The sequence below is a fragment of the Mesorhizobium ventifaucium genome (assembly GCF_935822925.1).
GTDB classification, from domain to species: domain Bacteria; phylum Pseudomonadota; class Alphaproteobacteria; order Rhizobiales; family Rhizobiaceae; genus Mesorhizobium; species Mesorhizobium ventifaucium.
Map to the genome: position 1 here is coordinate 286,925 of NZ_CAKXZS010000014.1, position 17,528 is coordinate 304,452.

15 protein-coding genes are annotated in these 17,528 nt (G+C 62.1%); 4 read left to right on the plus strand and 11 right to left on the minus strand.

Annotated features, from left to right (window positions below; all coding sequences use genetic code 11):
- Positions 1–16 precede the first annotated feature (16 nt).
- Positions 17–931, minus strand: a complete 915-nt coding sequence (locus NMG70_RS14235) for an ornithine cyclodeaminase family protein (RefSeq protein WP_254025110.1) — start codon at positions 929–931, stop codon at positions 17–19.
- Between the two features lie 335 nt (positions 932–1,266).
- On the opposite strand from NMG70_RS14235, the gene NMG70_RS14240 reads away from it, so the two are divergent.
- Positions 1,267–2,292, plus strand: a complete 1,026-nt coding sequence (locus NMG70_RS14240) for a threo-3-hydroxy-L-aspartate ammonia-lyase (protein WP_254025111.1) — start codon at positions 1,267–1,269, stop codon at positions 2,290–2,292.
- A 132-nt stretch (positions 2,293–2,424) separates the two neighbouring features.
- Here the strand turns inward: NMG70_RS14240 and NMG70_RS14245 are convergent, their stop codons facing one another.
- The 7 genes from NMG70_RS14245 to NMG70_RS14275 form a co-directional block, all read right to left on the minus strand.
- A complete protein-coding gene (locus NMG70_RS14245) occupies positions 2,425–3,048 on the minus strand; it encodes a hypothetical protein (protein WP_254025112.1) in 624 nt (207 codons plus the stop codon).
- Positions 3,035–4,198 (minus strand): putative hexosyltransferase, encoded by a 1,164-nt coding sequence (locus NMG70_RS14250; protein ID WP_254025113.1) that lies wholly within the window; start codon positions 4,196–4,198, stop codon positions 3,035–3,037. Before NMG70_RS14250 ends, NMG70_RS14245 begins: the two co-directional genes overlap by 14 nt.
- 95 nt (positions 4,199–4,293) lie before the next feature.
- Positions 4,294–6,288: a glycoside hydrolase family 127 protein gene (locus NMG70_RS14255; RefSeq protein ID WP_254025114.1), complete on the minus strand. Its 1,995-nt coding sequence runs from the start codon at positions 6,286–6,288 to the stop codon at positions 4,294–4,296.
- Positions 6,289–6,314: 26 nt separating this feature from the next.
- The gene (locus NMG70_RS14260; RefSeq protein WP_254025115.1) at positions 6,315–7,172 is read right to left on the minus strand and encodes a carbohydrate ABC transporter permease; all 858 of its coding nucleotides are present in this window, start codon (positions 7,170–7,172) and stop codon (positions 6,315–6,317) included.
- The gene (locus tag NMG70_RS14265) at positions 7,172–8,098 is read right to left on the minus strand and encodes a carbohydrate ABC transporter permease (protein ID WP_254025116.1); all 927 of its coding nucleotides are present in this window, start codon (positions 8,096–8,098) and stop codon (positions 7,172–7,174) included. The genes NMG70_RS14260 and NMG70_RS14265 overlap by 1 nt, the downstream gene beginning before the upstream one ends.
- Positions 8,099–8,461: 363 nt before the next feature.
- Positions 8,462–9,703: an ABC transporter substrate-binding protein gene (locus NMG70_RS14270; RefSeq protein ID WP_254025117.1), complete on the minus strand. Its 1,242-nt coding sequence runs from the start codon at positions 9,701–9,703 to the stop codon at positions 8,462–8,464.
- Positions 9,704–9,758: 55 nt separating this feature from the next.
- On the minus strand, positions 9,759–10,814 hold the full coding sequence (locus NMG70_RS14275; protein ID WP_254025118.1) for a LacI family DNA-binding transcriptional regulator: 1,056 nt from the start codon (positions 10,812–10,814) through the stop codon (positions 9,759–9,761).
- A gap of 419 nt (positions 10,815–11,233) precedes the next feature.
- On the opposite strand from NMG70_RS14275, the gene NMG70_RS14280 reads away from it, so the two are divergent.
- Entirely contained in the window at positions 11,234–12,592 is a 1,359-nt protein-coding gene (locus NMG70_RS14280; RefSeq protein WP_254025119.1) for a hypothetical protein, read from the plus strand.
- A 42-nt stretch (positions 12,593–12,634) separates the two neighbouring features.
- On the opposite strand, the gene NMG70_RS14285 is transcribed toward NMG70_RS14280, so the two are convergent.
- Both NMG70_RS14285 and NMG70_RS14290 read right to left on the minus strand, forming a co-directional pair.
- Complete coding sequence (locus NMG70_RS14285; RefSeq protein ID WP_254025120.1) at positions 12,635–13,327, minus strand: DUF7002 family protein; 693 nt, start codon at positions 13,325–13,327, stop codon at positions 12,635–12,637.
- Entirely contained in the window at positions 13,320–14,921 is a 1,602-nt protein-coding gene (locus NMG70_RS14290; protein WP_254025121.1) for an adenylosuccinate synthetase, read from the minus strand. The genes NMG70_RS14285 and NMG70_RS14290 overlap by 8 nt, the downstream gene beginning before the upstream one ends.
- 179 nt (positions 14,922–15,100) lie before the next feature.
- Between NMG70_RS14290 and NMG70_RS14295 the strand changes: the two genes are divergently transcribed.
- Positions 15,101–15,664: a hypothetical protein gene (locus NMG70_RS14295; protein WP_436798387.1), complete on the plus strand. Its 564-nt coding sequence runs from the start codon at positions 15,101–15,103 to the stop codon at positions 15,662–15,664.
- A 64-nt stretch (positions 15,665–15,728) separates the two neighbouring features.
- On the opposite strand, the gene NMG70_RS14300 is transcribed toward NMG70_RS14295, so the two are convergent.
- Positions 15,729–16,628, minus strand: a complete 900-nt coding sequence (locus tag NMG70_RS14300) for an HNH endonuclease (protein ID WP_254025123.1) — start codon at positions 16,626–16,628, stop codon at positions 15,729–15,731.
- 210 nt (positions 16,629–16,838) lie between these two features.
- Here NMG70_RS14300 and NMG70_RS14305 point away from each other — a divergent pair, with 210 nt between their 5' ends.
- Positions 16,839–17,381, plus strand: a complete 543-nt coding sequence (locus NMG70_RS14305) for a dihydrofolate reductase family protein (protein WP_254025124.1) — start codon at positions 16,839–16,841, stop codon at positions 17,379–17,381.
- The last annotated feature ends 147 nt before the right edge of the window (positions 17,382–17,528 follow it).

Genomic DNA, 17,528 nt, shown 5'->3' on the forward strand with positions numbered 1-17,528 from the left:
GCCTGTTTCTCCCGCGTTACCAGCGCCATGGCACGCGCGTTCCTGTGCCGCTGCTCCTGGCCTGTCGCCAGAGCATATCCGCGACCGTCAGATCCTGCAGCGCGAGCCCGGTCATATCGAAGACTGTGATGTCGGCGGCATCGCGCGTGAACGGCATTTTTCCGGTCAGAAGATCGCCGATTTCGGTCGCTCGGCAGCCGGTGTCCCACTGGCCTTCGCCGATAGCGGCCGACTGCTCGCAGTCGTCGGCAAAGAGCCGTACCCGGCGCAGCAGGCCGTCGGGCAGTTCCCGCTTGCCTTGCGTATCGGCACCCACGGCGTTGATGTGCGTGCCCGGCCGCACCGCTTCTGCCGGAAACAGCGGCCCGCTGCCAGGGGTCGCGGTGATAATGATATCGCTCGAGCCGACAGCTTTGGCGGCTTGGTTCGTATGGGCCGGCGCGACATCCTCGAACGCCGCCTCGAACGCCGCGTCGGGCCGGCCGTCCACCGTCAGGTAATGGATGGTGTCCAGACCGGGCATCGCACGCAGTGCCAGGCGCAGCTGGATCCGGCCCTGGGTGCCGGTGCCGAAAAGGCAGATCGACCGGCTTTCGGGGTGGGCCAGCAGGGTCAGGCCAATGGCGCCAGCCGCCCCTGTGCGCAAGGTGGTGATGGCGTTCCCGTCGATGATGCACAAGGGACGCCCGGTATGCGGGTCGAAAAGCACGATGGTCGCCTGATGCGGCTCCTTGCCGACCTCGCGATTGGCTGGCCAGAAGCCCGCTGCCTTGAAGCCCAGAAGATCGGCTTTCGGCACGTCGCCCGACTTGATACCGAAAATGCCGCCGGTATGCAGCTTCTCGCGCACAAGCGGAAAGACCCTGCCTTCGCGCGCACTGTGAAGCTCGAAGGACCGCCGCACGGCATCGAGGACGGCATCCGGCTCCAACAGCGGCGCGACCTGATCGCTCGCAAGCAGCACCAGCTGCGACTCGTCTGCGGTGACGGACATGACATCTCCCGGGCTTTCCCTCATTCTAGCCAGCGGTTCTCAGGGGAAGACAGCGGTGTTGGCTAACGAGCGGCATTTCCTACGGTTTGTCGCCCGCCATTCGGGCGAATGTTGCGCCGACCTTCCCTTCGAATACGATCGCCGGTTCGCGCAAACACGTATCCTCGCAGACAAGCCAGCCCACTATCGGCCAGCCCGCCATCGGCCAGCCCGCCATCGGCCAGCCCACCATCGGCTAGCCCACCATCGGCAAGTGTAGAAGGCGACCCGCAATGCCCCTCAATATCCCGACATTCGACGATGTTCTGACCGCCGCGGCGCGCCTCGCCGGATTGGCCCACCGGACGCCGGTGCTGACCTCGCGCACCTTCAATGATCTGACAGGCGCCGAGGTGTTCTTCAAGTGCGAGAACTTCCAGCGTGGCGGCGCGTTCAAGTTCCGCGGCGCCATGAACGCGCTTCTGGCCTTGGATATTTCGGCGCGGGCGCGCGGAGTGGTGGCCTATTCTTCGGGCAATCATGCGCAGGCGCTGGCCTATGCGGCCGCGATCAAGGGCGTGAAGGCAGTCATCATCATGCCCAGGGATGCGCCCGAGCTGAAGGTGCGTGCCACCCGCGGCTATGGCGCCGAAGTGATATTCTACGACCGCTACAGCGAGAACCGCGAAGAGATTGGCGGCAGGATCGCCGCCGAGCGGGGAGCCGCCCTCATTCCACCCTACGACCACCCCGATGTGATTGCCGGGCAAGGCACGGCGACACTTGAACTTATCCAGGAGGCCGGCCCGCTGGATGCCCTTTATGTCTGCCTTGGCGGTGGCGGCCTGCTCGCCGGCGCCGCACTGGCGGCAGCGGAATGCGCGCCCGCCTGCAGGGTCGTCGGGGTTGAACCCGAGGCCGGCAATGATGGTCAGCAATCCCTCGCCAGGGGTGAGGTCGTAACCATCGAGGTGCCGAAATCCATCGCCGATGGCGCGGTCGTCACCCATCTTGGCGCGCATAATTTTCCTGTCATCCGCGACAAGGTTGCCGCTATCACCACGGTCAGCGACGACGCGCTCATCGAAATGATGCATTTTTTCGCCGAGCGCATGAAAATCGTCGTCGAACCCACCGGTTGCCTTGCAGCGGCGGCGGTTCGCAGTGAATCGCAAAGCCTGCGCGGGCAGCGCATCGGTGTCATCGTCAGTGGCGGCAATGTGGATCTCACGCGCTTCGCAAGCTTGATCATGGCGGCCGGAGACAAAACGCCTCGCGAGCCGGCCATGGCGCGCGCCGGGCCGGAGACCTTTCGCTAAGGCACGCTCAGGCGCAGCTGGTACCCGTGCGGCCCTGTGCTGGTCGCCAGCGCACGGCAATGCTGTTCATTGGCTGTAGTACGCCTCTTGCGCGCGTCATGATACGCATGGACCGCAGGTCGTTGAGCGTGATCAAATCGCATCCAGCCGGAACGACAGCAGCTTGATGGAGCGCTTGTAGATGTTGCTGGCGGCCGGAGTTGGCGGAATGCCGTCGAGATAGTCGACGGCGATTTCGAGTGTATCGGCCTTGCCGAGCGCCGCCGGTGGAATGACGAACGAGACCGTTCGTGGTTCTTTGCCGGACAGTGTTACGGCATGCGCCCGAACGCCGTTCACCGAGATCACAACCCTCTGCGTGATCTGTGGAGGACGAATGACTGCGGCCATTTGCAGCGTGGCGGCCAGCCCGTCGCGCAGCGGTGGTATCTTCACGCGAAGCCGCGAGGTCTCGCCCAGGGAATGGGTGCCGTCGGCAACGGGTCCCGACCAACCACAGACCTTTATGCCGGCTGCCTGCTTGGCGCCGTCGTTCCGGAACGATACCGTCTGGCCAAGCGTGTAGCTGCCGGTCGCATCCCGATTGAGACAGGTCGTCGTCCGATCGATGTAATAGGCGCGATAGTCGGCGTTGACGTCCGGATTGAGAGCAAGCGCAAGGATGACCATCTCGGACCCGGCCAGTACCGCCGCGAGCGCGTAGCCACCGAGCCAGGCAGCGCGCCGATACGAGCCCGGAACGTCAGACCAGGGCAAGGTAGCCTCCGATCCACGCCACAGTCGTGAAATAACAGGCGCCAAGGAAGAGAACCAAAGCCGCGAGCCAAATCAGCTTCGACGCCGACAACAGGATGGCGAGCAGCATTGTCAGAGGCGCAAGCCCAATGACATATCTGACCATCGAGGCCAGGTTGGTGATCAGCGGCAGGATGATGCAGAGTGCGCAGAACAGTGCCGCGCCATATTGCCTGCGGGCCGCCAGGACGGCCGACAGCGCCAGCCCGGCGATTGCGGCAAGCGCGCTCCATTGCGGCGCCGTTGGCAGCCAGCCCGTCTTCGGGACGGCGGAGAGCCCGTCCCATAGAAAGACAAGTGGGTTGCCGGCCACCCGTCCGAAGGCGCGCTGGATGTGCAAGAATGCAAAGCCGTCTCCGACGGTGAGGTACAGGAACAGGATGTAAGCGAACAAACCGGCAGGCGAGATGAGGACAGCGACCAGCAGATCCGGTCGGCCAAGCAGCCAGCGTGGGAAAGACAGCGCCGATCCGCCCTGCCGGCGGTGCTCCCTGAACATTTGAATGACGGTCGCAAATACGACGAAGACCCCGACCAGTCTGGTCGCCGACAGCAGCGCGGATGAAACCCCCGCGGCGAGATAGCTGGAGCGCTTGAGCGCCAGAAAAACGCACGAGGTCAGGAGCACGAAAAGCGGTTCGCTCAGGAAGGTCGTGAAATGAAAGGAGAACGGGCCACTGAGCAGAAACGCGCAATACAGCACATAGGCGCGCATGTTCTTGTCGAGCAGCGGCCACGCCACCAGACAGGCGGCGTAGCTGCAGGCAATGGAGATGAAGGTGGCGACCAGTATCGTAGGAAAAGGAAAAACAGACCGGATCGCCGCCACCAGCATCGGATAGAGCGGAAAGAAGCCCCAGCGACCGACATTGCTGTGGTCTGGAATGGGAAAGCGCTCATAGCCCTGTTCGCTGATGTCGATATACCAGGCGCAATCCCACCGGCAGAGCGCGCGGGCATAAGCCGCGAAACCTGGTTCCTCCGATACCGAAGCAAATGCCGCATAGCGAATGACCAATCCGCTGATCACGAACAGCAACGGCACTGCCGCGATGGTGATGACCATAAGACGACCGCTGGCGTTCGGACGCACAACAGCTTCGAGCGCCACAATCTGCCTCCGCCCGTTCAAGTGGCTGACGCCACTCAAAACTAGATGACGCGCGCCATGGCGAATTCAAGGTATGCTGAAATCGGCGATACCGCCTATCCGGCGCATCTGATCCAGACCAGCATCTCGCCTGGATCGCGATTGTCCCAGGCAAAATACGGCACGGCGGTGATTTTTGCTTCCTCAACCGCCGGGGGTTCGGTGCGGTAGAGGCCGTGGTCCCAGTCTTCAAACGCCTCTTTCCTGGCAACAGCCGAAAGCGTCACAACGCCGCCCAACAGGTTCGGCTGCTCGCGCGCCTCGATCTGTGCCGTCCGCGGCAAGGCGATGCGGTGCAGCTGGCCGGCATTGTCGGTCTCCTCGACGCAATAGATCAGCGGGCCGCGGGCGAGCGCGACGCGGCCGATATCCTGCCGCACCTGCGGATTGGCATAGAGCCGGTCAACGGCCATTTCGAGTTCGAGCTCGACCTGGTCGCCCTTGCGCCACTCGCGCCGGATCGCGGCATAGCCGTCGCTGGTGACCGCATCCAGATCGACCGCCTCCCCGTTCACCTTGAGCGCCGCCTTGCGGCACCAGGCCGGCAGGCGCAGATGCAAGGTGAATGTCGTCGGCGCCTCGGGCTCGATCGTTATCGAGACCGCGCCGTCCCATGGATAGTTGCTGGTCTGGCGCAGCTCTATTTGCGTTCCTGCGATATCGAAACGAGCCGTGCTGTTTCCATAGAGATGGACAGCCAATGCATCGTCCGACAAGCCATAAAAGTAGCTGCCGATCGAGGCGACCATGCGGCCGATATTGGGCGGGCAGCACGGGCAGCGATGCCATTTCCAGCGGTTGTGCTTGCCCCGGCTTTCCAGCGGATTTTCGTAGAAGAACAGCGAGCCGTCGAGCGACAGGCCCGAGATCGAGCCGTTGTAGAGGGCTCGCTCCATCATGTCGGCATAGCGCGCATGGGGGCCCATGCCGAGCATGCGGCTCGCCCAGAACACCAGTCCGACCGAAGCGCAGGTCTCGGCATAGGCGGTCTCATTGGGCAGATCGTAATCGGCGGTAAACCCCTCATTGTGCGACGACGGCCCGAGGCCGCCGGTGATGTAGAGGTTCTTGGTGGTGAGATCGTCCCACAGCCGGTCGAGCGCCGCCCGCAGCGTGTCGTCGCCATATTCGGTGGCGATATCGGCCATGCCCGAATAGAGATACATCGCCCTGACCGCATGGCCGACGACCTTGTCCTGTTCGCGCACCGGCTTGTGCGACTGGCTGTATTCGTAGGTTTTGAAATGATAGGCTTTTGGGTCGGCGCCGCGGGCACGCGCCTCCTCGTCGAAGTAATGCGGTTGCTGTCCGCGTTGGTCGATGAAGTATTTCGCGAGGTCCATGTACTTCTGCTCGCCGGTGACCCGCGCCAGCTTGACCAGCGCCAGCTCGATCTCCTCGTGGCCGCAATAGCCCTTTTTCTTGCCAGGCTCGGTACCGAACGTCTCGGCGATATGGTCGGCATAACGGCACATGATGTCGAGCAGCTTGCGTTTTCCCGTCGCCTGGTAGTAGGCGACCGCGCCCTCGATCAGATGGCCGGCGCAGTAGAGCTCGTGGCAGTCGCGCAGATTGGTCCAGCGCAAGCCCGGCTGGATGCGCTGGTACCAGCTCGACAGATAGCCGTCGGGCTGCTGCAGCCTGCCGTACATGTCGATGACGGCGTCGATCTTCTTCTCCAGCGCGTCGTTGCGGCGGCGGTACAGCGAATAGGCGGCGGTCTCGATGGTCTTGCCCCAGTCAGAGTCCCAGAACATCTGGGTCGTGACGGTCGAGCCGGTGAATTCGTTGCCGGCGGTGGCTGCTTCGTCCGGCGAAGGTGAGTGGAACGGAATGACGACGCCGGGCGATGGCCGGTCCGGATCGATCTGCTCGAGCATGCGCGCCTCGACGCAGCGGTCGTAGAGGATGCCGGCGGTCCTGGTGGCGACGGCATCGACACGGTCGCCCCAGAAGCCGCGCACATCGACCTGCGGCACCGGCAGCGGGCGGAAGGCGCGTTTTGGCTTGTCCAACTCGGCAGCCGGCGAGGCGGATTGCGATGCGGTCATCAATTTACTCCGGTCGGTTCGGTTGGTCACTTCACGGCCCCTGCCATGAGGCCGCGGATGTAGAAGCGCTGCAGCAACAGGAACAGCACCAGGCATGGCACCATCATCACGGTGACGCCGGCCTGCACCGCGCCCCAGTCGATGGCGCCGAAGCGGCCGGACTGCAGCGCCGTCATCATGATCGGCAGCGTGAATTTGGACTGGTCGGTCATCAGCACCAGCGCTGCCAAAAACTCGTTCCAGGCGCCGAGAAATGCGAACAGCGCGATGGTGACGATGCCCGGCCAGACCAGCGGCAGCATAACCCGCAGCAGCATGGTGACGTTGTTGGCGCCGTCCATGCGGGCTGCCTCTTCGATCTCGCGCGGGACCGCATCGAAGGCGTTGCGCATCATGAAGATCGAGAACGGCAGCTGCAGCGTGACATAGACGCAAACCAGCCCGGTCAGTGTGTTGTGCAGGCCGATCTTGGTCAGCACCAGGAAGATCGGCGTCAGGATCGACTGGAACGGGATCATGATCGTCGACAGGATGAGGACGAAGAGCAGGTCCTTCAGCGGAAAGCGGAAGCGCGAGAAACCATAGCCGGCCAGCACGCTGACGATCACCGACAGCACCACCGTCATGACCGAGACATAGATGCTGTTTTGCGCCGGCAGCCACAGCCCATCGCCGAAGGTGTTGAGCGTGGCGTAGTTCTCGACCGAAAAACCGGTCGTCGGCCAGGGTGGCAGCGGCGGCTGCCGCGACTCCTGCGCCGGCTTGAACGCCGAAAGCACCGTCCAGACGATCGGCGCCAGGAACAGCAGCGAGGCGACGATGCCCGTCGCGTGCTCGGCGATCTGCATGCCAATGCGGCGTTTGCGGCTTCGTGCCTGCGCCATCAGTCAACGCCCTCCGGTTGGCGCAGCAGCCGCAGCTGGATCAGGCTGAGCGCGACCAGGATGACCAGCAGGACCATCGACAGGGCGGCGCCGTAGCCGAGCTTGAACGACACAAACGACTGGTTGAAAATCCAGTAGACGGCGGTCAGCGTCTGGTTGCGCGGCCCGCCGCGCAGGATGATGTAGAACTGGTCGAAGGCGAGCACCGAGCCGGCAACCGACAGGATCAGCGCCAGCGCCAGCGTGCGGCGCATCAGCGGCAGGGTGATGGCGCGAAACCGCGCCAGCGGCCCTGCTCCGTCGATCATCGCCGCCTCCTGCAGATCCGGCGGGATCGATTGCAGGCCAGTCATCAGGATGATCATGGTGAAGCCCGCCACCTTCCAGACAACCATGGCGATGATCGACCAGAACGCCGGCTGGAACGTTGCCAGCAGGTTGACCTTCTTCTCGGTCAGGCCGAGCTCGAAGGCGGCCGGGCTGAACAGGCCGGAATCGACATTGAGCAGCCACGACCACAGCAGGCTGGCAGAGGCGAAACCGATGACGGCCGGCATGAAGAACGACGTCCGGTAGAAGCCGGTCAGCGGCCGCGGCCGTTCGATGAACAGCGCCAGCGGAAAGGCGACGACGAAGATCGCGATGGTGACGATCACCGTGTAATAGCCAGTGAATCGCAGCGCGTTCCAGAACCTGGTATCGCGCAGGATCGCCCAGTAATTGTCGAGGCCGATGAAGGAGTGCGCGCCCATCAGCGGCCAGTTGTGCAGCGACATCCAGGCCGTCATGCCAAGCGGGATGATGAAGAAGACGACGACCAGGGCGACGGCCGGCGCGACGTAGAGCAGGCCGATCCACTGCCGGCGACCGGCGCCGACCAGTTTTCTGGGGCGGGCGGGTGCGGAGATTGCTGCGATCGAGGTCATGCCTGGCCGCTCCCCTTTCCTTCTCCCCTTGTGGGAGAAGGTGGATCGGCGCGTAGCGCCGAGACGGTTGAGGGGTGTTGGACGGAGTGCCGCCCGTGCCAAGCTGGAGCACCCCTCATCCGTCGCCTAGGGCGACACGTTCTCCCACAAGGGGAGAAGGGGGAGCCAACGGTGGTTACTGCGATGGAGGTCATGGCTATTCTTCCGTTAGCGCGACGTCCCCCTCCCCTTGAGGGGAGGGTCCGGCCGAAGGCCGGGGGTGGGGGCGCCTGCGAAACGCGCCGACGCAAAAGAACGTCGAGCACTGCCCGTACGACCCCACCCGGACCTGCGGTCCGACCTCCCCTCAAGGGGAGCCGGCGCTTACTGCTGCGGCGCCGAGTCGATGATCGACTGCATGGTTTCCTGCGCATTGGCGATGGCGCCATTGACGTCCTCGCCGAAGAAGACCTCGTTGATCATCTGGTTCCACGGACCGTTGGCGGAGTTGATCAGGTCGTTGAACACCACCGAATAGGGCGTGCGGCCCTTGGCCATGGCCTCGGCGGCGACCTTGTAGCGCGGGTCGAGTTCCCTGAGCGCCTCATTGGCGATATCGCCGCGCACCGGAAGGCTGCCATATTTCGCCAGTATGGTCTGGCCTTCCAGCGAATAGGCGAAATCGAGAAATTCCTTGACCACCGCGATTTTCGTGGTGCCCTTGGTGACGACGAAATTGTCGCCGCCGGCAAAGGACGACCAGCCGCCATCCTTGCCGGGCAGGAAGGTGACGCCATAGTCGATATCGGGATATTGGGTGTTCAGCGCGCCGATGGCGAAGGCGCCGGACGGCGAGATGCCGATGTTGCCCGCAGCGAAGGCGGCAAAGAAGTTGGAGCCGGTGTCGGTCTGCGCGCCGGCCGGCACCAGATCCTTCTTGACCATCGAGCGGTAGAGATCGATGGCGCCGCGCAACTGCGGGCTGTCGAGCGTCGCCTTCGAGCCGTCCTCGGTGAGGATGTCGCCACCCGAGGCCCAGATCAGCGGTGTGAAGGTGAAGATGTTGCAGCCGCCGCAATTGCCGGAGAAATAGAAGCCTTTGATGTCGCCGCCAAGCGCGTTAACTTTTTCGGCATAGGCTTCGATCTCGGCCCAGTTGGTCGGGCCTTTTTCAGGGTCGAGGCCGGCCTGCTTGAACAGTTTTTTGTTCCAGATCAACACCGAGCTATCGGCGGAGAACGGCAGCCCGTAGATGCGGCCCTTGTAGGTGCCGGTCTTGACGTGCGCCGGCGACAGGCTGTTGAAATAAGGCAGCGATTTCGCCCAGTCGGTGATGTCTTCCAGCTGGCCGGCGGCAGCGAAGGATGGCGTGTAGATCAGGTCGAGCGACAGCGCATCGGGTGCTGTGCCGCCGGCGGCGGCAGCACCATATTTCGGGATGATCTCGGCATTGGGGATGATGTCCAGCTTGACCTGGTTCTCATGCCCCTTGTTGAAGGCATCGACGATGCGCGGCATGAAGTTCGAGCCGTCGGCGCGAACCCAGATGTTGGCGGTCTCGGCGGCGGCGGACGGAAAGCTCAGGATGCTCGCGGCAATAGCGAGCCCGGCAATCATAGTTCTCATGGTTCTCCTCCTCATGGTTCTGCTTAGGCCGCGCTCCCCGCGCAGCGTCTTGATCTCAGCCGCCCGGCGGACGGCCGCATGACTGACGCACCACCAGCCGGCACGGCAGTTTTCGGATGCCCGGCTCGGCGGGTTCGCCGCCGACGAGCGAAAGAAGTGTAAGACCGGCCTCGCGCCCGAGTGCCGCCAGGTTCATGTCGACGGAGGTCAGCGGCGGGCGGGTTGCCTCGGCCACGATCTGCCAATTGTCGAAACCGATGACGCCGACGTCGTCCGGCACACCAAGGCCGCGCTCGCGCAGCGCATCGATGACGCCGCGCGCGATCTGGTCGTTGCCGCAAAACACGGCATCGGGCTTTTCGCCCCCGCGCTTCGACAGCTTGCCGTCGAACAGCGTCTTCACCGCCTCGTGCCCCCACGCCTCCGACCACGATCCGAGCAATGGTTCCATGACCGGCAAGCCTTTCTCGGTCAGCACGTCACGATAGGCCTGTGCCCGCGCGTGCACCACCGCAAAACTCGCCGGCCCGCTGACATGGGCGATGCGCCGCCGCCCGAGCCGGCAAAAATGCTCGACCGCCAGGCGCGCGCCGCCGGCATCATCAGACACAAAAGCGATGGCGCCGGGATCGGGTTCGGTGAAGGCGTAAATCACGGGAATGCCGAGATTGGACAGATCGACCGGCAGGTGGCGGTCGATCCGCTTGCCGGTAGCGATGATGCCGTCGACGCGCTTGTCGAGCATGGCATCGACGTGCAGCTGGCCAAGGCGCTGGTCGTCCTCGACATTGCACAAAAACACCGAGACGCCCTTGTCGACCAGCGCATCCGAAATGCCCGACATGACCGGCAGCGAAAAGCGGCCATAGGTATCGTTGGTCAACAGCCCGACGGTAAAGGAGCGCCGCCGCAACAGGCTCTGCGCCAGGCTGTTCGGGCGGAAGCCGAGCCGCTGCGCCGTCTCGCGAATACGCTCGCGCGTCTCGGCAGTCATCCGCCCCTGCCCGTTAAGCGCCTTCGACGCGGTGGCAACGCTGACGCCAGCAAGCGCTGCTACTTCACGCAGGGTGACGGGGGTCTTGGCAGAAACTGGCTGCACGTCGGAAACCATTTTTCGGGCGGCGATCCTTCGAGTTGGGAAAAGCTTTTCTCTTATCGTCCTGCGAGACGCTGGCTGGTGTGGTGTGCGAGGCGATTTGGGAAAAGGTTTTCTCAAGAGAGATTAGGACAACGATGCTGGCAAGGCAAGTGGAATTTCGGGTTTGGCGAAGGACCGAAGCGGTTAATCGCTCCAAGAAGGAGCGTTTCGAGAACCTGCGTGGAGTGAGCTGAAAACCCTGGAATTGCCCTCGTTGTGGCTCTGGCAGAGAGGCGACAATCCGATTACAGGTGGCCAAATTGGGAAGTGGACCTCGAATCTGCTTCCCATTCGGTTTCGGCGGGATAAACAACACTCCGTAAGTATGCCCCGTCGTGCTAAGCGGCATCGCGGCAAGCACCGGGGTGAGTGAAAAAGGAGAACAGTCTCAAATGCTGCTGCAGAAGGACGAAGTGCTCGACCGCTTGGCAACTGTCGGTAACGTGGCACAGTTCGTCGCCCTTCGCCCAAGCGCTGGGGTGCTCAAACAGTCCTACAGCCGCATCGCTGGCCACTCGCCGAACTATCATTTCGCAACTGTCAACGAGGCACTAGCCGAATTGATAGCACGAAGTGGCGAAGGCAAAGTGAATGTGCGTAGCTACCGCCCGCACGACCCTCGCAGCCGTGAGTTCGTTTATGGGCTAGAGTTGCTCGATGAGGTAATGGCTCACGCAAACCGGCTAGCCGCAGACGGACTTCACCTGATCGTCAATGAAACCATCGACGTTCATGACGGGGGGGTATCAGGCGTCCTGCAGGGAGATACTGTTGAGTTCGCGCCGGACGACACGCCGCGATGCGTAGAAAAACCAGGTGTAACCTCACTGCCATTCGGCCAAGCAATGGACTTCCTTTCGACGATCTACGGGTTCAAGCTCGAACTCCGCGCCGCGTTGGGTGAACGGACAGAATTCAGCATCCATCCGATCAAAAGAGGGTGGCAGCAGGGCCACACCCTACTTTGGGAACACGAAACCAACGTTCCGGGTGCTACCACTGCGGCACAACGTTGGCCCAACCACTTCAGCCGCTTTCTGGGCGACAAGACGTTCGGCCTGCTTATGGCGCAGACACTTGGGATGCCCGTGCCACGCACCGTGGTAATTAACCGCCGGGTCGCGCCGTTCGTCTTCGGCACTCCGACAGGATCCGCTGAGGTCTGGACGCGCACCTGTCCCATAGAACCACACCCCGGTCTCTACACCACCGTCAAGGGTTGGACCGATCCTTTCGCGCTGCTTGCAAGCGAGGACCCTGACGGGAAGATCGTCGCCTCGGTGCTCCGGCAGGATGCCGTTCCCGCCGGCCATTCGGGGGCGGCGATCGTCGATGCGGAAGGCAACCTGATAATCGAAGGGCGATCCGGCGAGGGCGATCGGCTCATGCTCGGCATCGACCTGCCCGAAATCCTGCCCACCAACGTCACAGACGGCGTTCGGTCGATCTATAATGTGCTCCGCGACACCCTAGGGCCGGTGAAGTTCGAATGGGTGCACGACGGGGAGCGCGTGTGGGTTATCCAGTTGCACCGAGGGGCGACATCAAGCTCGGCGACAACGATCGTTCCCGGTGAAGCGCACAGTTGGGCGGAATTTAAGGTGGAAGACGGTCTCGACCGTCTCCGCGTCCTGCTGGATCAGCTACCACCCGACGCAGGCGTAAGTGTTATCGGCGAGGTCGGCCTGACCAGCCACATCGCGGACGTGTTGCGCCGCGCTGGCCTGCCAGCCAGATTGCCCGCACGGTGACCACCTGACAAGCTACGGGCACTGCCGCTCACCCGCAGAGCGTCAGGGGTGATCGTCCGGCCTGCTCTCGGGCGCGCGCCATATCTCGGATAGGACCTGATCGTTGCGGACTTCATGTACTGCCAACACGTAATCGGCCACGTCCGGGACCGAATGGTCGACCACCAGCTCAACAACGTTGTTCTCGACCCGTCGCATCTTAGCGCGCTCATCGAAAGGGAAGTCGAAAATCCGCCGAAAGGTAGCGAGTCCCCGCCGCTGCGGCTTGAACAGTGTGGCCCCGCTGTTGATCGGGCTAACCCAGATGCGGTCTCGATGCGCAGCCACAAGCCGCGCCGTGTCAAGCGTCAGTACCGTCTGGGAGACGTTGCGATAGGCTCTGGCGCGGAGAAGCGTCCAGATACGCGAGCGCGACAGCCAAAAAAAGGTGCGCGAATTAAGTAGTTCATACCAGTCACGCGGAGTCAGCCCGTCATCGAGGCATCCTGCGAGCCGACCGTCGTCCATCGGCTTCTGGTCGCGCAGAACGGTTCCGGGTCGCCCCTCGGCTTCGAGCGGTACGGACTCGGGCCGCCTGCACGAGCCTAACTGGTGACGACGATCACCCTCGACTGCGTAATCGTTCAGCAACGCCACCGTACTCATAAGACCGTGGTCGCGTATTGCTGGCCACGCGCCGGCATGTGCCATGTGCCAGAGCCGCGGATAGCGCTGGACAAGTTCCTCCTCAGTCACGTTCGAACCCCTTCTCGAGGACACCGTCCAGAGCAAACTCCTTTGAAACCAGCGTAACCGGCGCGCCTGTCACGCGTTCAACGCGCTCGATAAACGTGCGTGTGTTTTCATTCAGCTCTTCGAACGACGTTGCGGCGCGGTTGTCTACCCCCAGATAGTCCGCGAAGGTGACCGCCACGTCGGTGGCTCCGTTCAGCAGCGCCGAGCGACGCAGCTGCGCCCAGTCGAACTCGGCCATCCGGCGCTTGCTGCCGGAAATGGTGCCCTTCTCGACTCGCAGGAACTCGTCGATTGGAATGCGGGAACGGTCGGCGACGACTTCCATATCTATTTCACGCCCCATCCAACCCGACGTTCCGCCGACGCGGATCGGGTAGGTGCGCAGGACCAGGATGACGCGGCGCACGCGTGACGGAGCGATGCCGGCGTCTGACAAACAACCAGCAGCGGACGTCTCGCGCGACGTGACACTAGGCCAGAAACCGTGGTGGATGCTGAGCAGTGTTCCTTGCGTACCTTCCAGAAGCACCCGCTTTCCGGCAGCGAAGTGGCGATCAAGCTCGGCTCGGACGTCACGAACAAACTTGGCGAGTTGAGGAACGTCACGTGCGAGCTTCACGGGTGGCCCGAAAACAGGCGCGTCACCGCGATTTACAATCTTGCGCCCGGTCGCCGAACCTACGCCCTGTTTGGTGGACGCGATTGACGTCAGCGCTCCGCTTTCGATGCGGCGGTCCTCGTCATCGATCACCATCGCCTGCGGGTCGATTGACAGGCGCTGTGGCGTCAGCCCTTGCTCCATGACCTCAAGCATCAACTGTGGCAGCCACAGGGTAGAGCCGGCACCGATCAGGATCGCTGCCTGCTTGTTAGTTCCGGTGCCGGAGGGCAGCTGGACGTACTTGTAGGGCGGATCTTTCACCAGATGGCCGGCGTTAGGGCCGCCTATTCGCATCAGCACGCCGTACTTATTAGCTAAGTGTGCGCAGATGTTGCCCTTCCCCTCGCTGCCGTACTGGCCGCCGATGATGACGTCGACCAGAGGCCGGGGTTGCGGAGCCGCCTCGCCTCGGAAAGCCATGGCTGATACGGCCAACGTTCGAGCATCGGCATAATCACTGTCCAGCACGAGATCTGAGATCCCGGCAAGACTACCAATGGCCGCCTCGGTGCCGTTAGCGCGTACCTCGGCGTACGTCGCAAACTCCTTATGTTTGGGGGCACGGGCCAGATATCGCTGCTCCAGCAAAGCGTCATGCGCGTGAAGATGGACATGAAAGACGCGATCGCCGAACCGCTCCCGCAACTTTTCAACCTGAGCCGCAATTCGGGCGGAATCGACCAGAAGTATGGCATTATCGCCCATCGAGGAGGCCTTCACGGCCACTGCCTCCGCGACCCAGGCGCCGCCTGTCTCGCGATCGAGCCTGTCTCCCGCAGCTTGAAGTTCGTCGCGCTCGCGCGCAACGCCACGGTGCTCGACCATCCAACTGCTGGTCGACACCCTCTCTGCGCCAAACAGCTCCCGGAGTTGATCGCAGAACGACGACTTACCGACCCCAACGGGGCCGGAGAGAACTATCACAAGACGCATGATCCCCCCGAATCGCGCAAAATGGCGCGCCTGTTACAAATGGTGATCGCCGTGAAAACTGCAAGCAAAAACAACTGTGTGATTCTTCGACTACCGTTCATCCGGCACTGAGCAGTCGAATCTTCATTTCTTCCACAGCGCGTTGTTGGCTCGAGGCCTGTACTGTGCAAAGAAAGGGGATGAATATCATGCGCAGCAACATCTTGGCCGTAAATGTCGCGCGAGGCCCTACTATCACGCTAGCCAGCGGTAGGATCTTCGATTTCCTCGATCCCCACGGGAGCGATTTCACCATTGACGATGTCGCCCACGGCATGGCCCATATCTGCCGATACGCCGGGCAATGCCGCGACTTTTACTCAGTCGCTGAACATAGCCTACTCGTGTGCGACGTTGCCGTTGATTGTCCTTATGAGGCCCTTCTCCACGATGCAGCCGAGGCGTTCATCGGTGATGTCACTCGTCCGCTGAAACAACTTCTGCCAGAGTACAAGGCAATTGAGACCAATGTAGAGGATGCCATAGCCAAGCGCTTCGGACTCAACAGAAGCTGTCGTGATGCGGTTAAGACTGCCGATCTAAGCGTGCTGGCTGCCGAGCAGGCTCAGGTGATGGCGCCAGGCACCGACAGTTGGGCAAGAGAAGCAGGTGTCGTACCTGCAGAGGTCAAGATTCGTTATCTCAGCCCCGCGGTTGCGCGTCGGGAATTTCTCGAGCGTTTCGAAATACTTCGTCCACGATAGTTGGGGCGGCATCTTTCTACCTTGTCTGAACTGAGCCTTGTCAAGCGCTTGGTTTGCCGCCTCCTTACTGCTTGAAACAGTACTCGCGGTGCCATTGTAGGAAACGAGGATGCGGGCGTTCAAACTGTCGGCCCGGCGGAAGCGCGCGACGGGTCCTGTTTACGAACGCCTGCACGCTGTCGAGGTCGTTGACCTGTCGCGAGATCAGGATTTCCAGATCGTCGGATAGGCTGATCAATCCGCGATCGAACATCCAATGCGCTGTGCCAGACAGTGCGATACCGTTGTTGATAATATCGGGTCCGTTCGTCTCGACCGGTCGAATATGGGCGGCTGAAACCTCTGCTCGGCCACCGCCATTGATCAGCTTCAGACCCGTGATCGCGCAGCGCTCGTCGTAGGCGCGCAAGACGATGCGACGGAAAATGCGGTCCCGCACAATTCGCGATCCGATGTAGTTTACGCGGTCACGGCTCTGCTCGAATTCGAATGGCGCCTGCTCATCCTGAAAACCAGCAGATGTGTCGACCTCATCAACGCGCGGTAGCAACAACTCGTTCGTGTCCAGGCCCAGATCGATAATTCGGTTGAAATCGGCTGGGCTGATTGGGCGGACAGCCGATTGGGCGCGACCGGAAATCCGCCCTTGGTCGTTGAGTAGGCCTCGCTCAACGAGACCATCAGTTCCGTTGAATGGGACAGGATTGACGAAATCGAGATAGGTTCCGGGCTCAATCAGAGCGAGATACATATCAGGCGTCACAGGATCGGGAATGACCTGTTGGACTTTGGCTACGGCGTAATAGCCACGGCTATCGGTTACCTTGCTAGGCTCGTAGTAAATGATCCAGTCGCCGACGCATGCTTCGACACGACGTAGATACGGGCGAGGAAACTGGTATTGCTCTGCGGGGCGGTCGTTGTAGATCGAATCTGAGCGGTGAATGAAGACCCCGAATCCCATGATCTTCCTGCAATGCGTTTTTTGGGAATATCTGCCTCAGATGTAACACCAATCCGATCTTGGGAACTTAGTCCAGGTCGGAGAAGCTTTTCCCCAATGGTATCGGTCCTTTGGAGGCTAATAGGAAAAGCCCCCTACAAAGCGCCGCTATTTTCACGGAGCAGCCGCAAACGGCCAGCGCCATCCGTCCTCTGACAGAAGGAGAGCGCCATGCGAAAACTTATCGTCACCGAATTCATCAGCGTCGATGGCGTCGCCGAGGTCGAGAAGCTGCCTGAGGTGACCTGGAACGATGAAATGCAAAAGTACAAGGAAGACGAGCTTGCCGACAGCGGCGCCATGCTTCTGGGGCGCACGACCTATGAGATCTTTGCCGGCTCGTGGCCTGAGGAAACCGGAGACTTCGCCGAGCGGTTCAACGCGCTGCCGAAATATGTCGCGTCGACCAGCCTGAAGGCGCTCGACTGGAAACCGGCCGAGCTGCTGAAGGGCGCCTTGCCGGATGCGGTCAGGGAACTGAAGCAAGGCAGCGGCGGCAACATCTATGTGCATGGCAGCCTGAGCATCGCGCAGGAATTGCTGCGCCACGGTCTGGTCGACCGCATCAGGCTGCTCAGTTATCCCGGCGCCGTCGGCCGGGGCAAGCCGCTGTTCCCGCCCGGCGAGCAAGTGCCGCTCGCGCTGATATCGGCCACGCCATTCAGCAACGGCGTGGTGGCGCTTGAATATGCGCCTGTGACGGCGAAGTCGTGATGGCGCCGATGACAGCCAATCTCCCCCCTTGAGGGGGAGATGCCCGGCAGGGCAGAGGGAGCTCGAAGGAACGCAAGCATTTGAGGTTCAAGCTGCCGTAACGGCGCAGTTGCGACTTAGGTTGGCGGGACAGCGCCCCATAGGCGC

Bases quoted from the DNA above. Each gene is read 5' to 3' on its own strand.
- NMG70_RS14270 (WP_254025117.1), bottom strand. From the start codon at position 9,703: ATGAGAACTATGATTGCCGGGCTCGCTATTGCCGCGAGCATCCTGAGC.
- NMG70_RS14255 (WP_254025114.1), bottom strand. From the start codon at position 6,288: ATGACCGCATCGCAATCCGCCTCGCCGGCTGCCGAGTTGGACAAGCCA.
- NMG70_RS14305 (WP_254025124.1), top strand. From the start codon at position 16,839: ATGCGAAAACTTATCGTCACCGAATTCATCAGCGTCGATGGCGTCGCC.
- NMG70_RS14260 (WP_254025115.1), bottom strand. From the start codon at position 7,172: ATGGCGCAGGCACGAAGCCGCAAACGCCGCATTGGCATGCAGATCGCC.
- NMG70_RS14280 (WP_254025119.1), top strand. From the start codon at position 11,234: ATGCTGCTGCAGAAGGACGAAGTGCTCGACCGCTTGGCAACTGTCGGT.
- NMG70_RS14290 (WP_254025121.1), bottom strand. From the start codon at position 14,921: ATGCGTCTTGTGATAGTTCTCTCCGGCCCCGTTGGGGTCGGTAAGTCG.
- NMG70_RS14300 (WP_254025123.1), bottom strand. From the start codon at position 16,628: ATGGGATTCGGGGTCTTCATTCACCGCTCAGATTCGATCTACAACGAC.
- NMG70_RS14240 (WP_254025111.1), top strand. From the start codon at position 1,267: ATGCCCCTCAATATCCCGACATTCGACGATGTTCTGACCGCCGCGGCG.
- NMG70_RS14295 (WP_436798387.1), top strand. From the start codon at position 15,101: ATGAATATCATGCGCAGCAACATCTTGGCCGTAAATGTCGCGCGAGGC.
- NMG70_RS14265 (WP_254025116.1), bottom strand. From the start codon at position 8,098: ATGACCTCGATCGCAGCAATCTCCGCACCCGCCCGCCCCAGAAAACTG.
- NMG70_RS14275 (WP_254025118.1), bottom strand. From the start codon at position 10,814: ATGGTTTCCGACGTGCAGCCAGTTTCTGCCAAGACCCCCGTCACCCTG.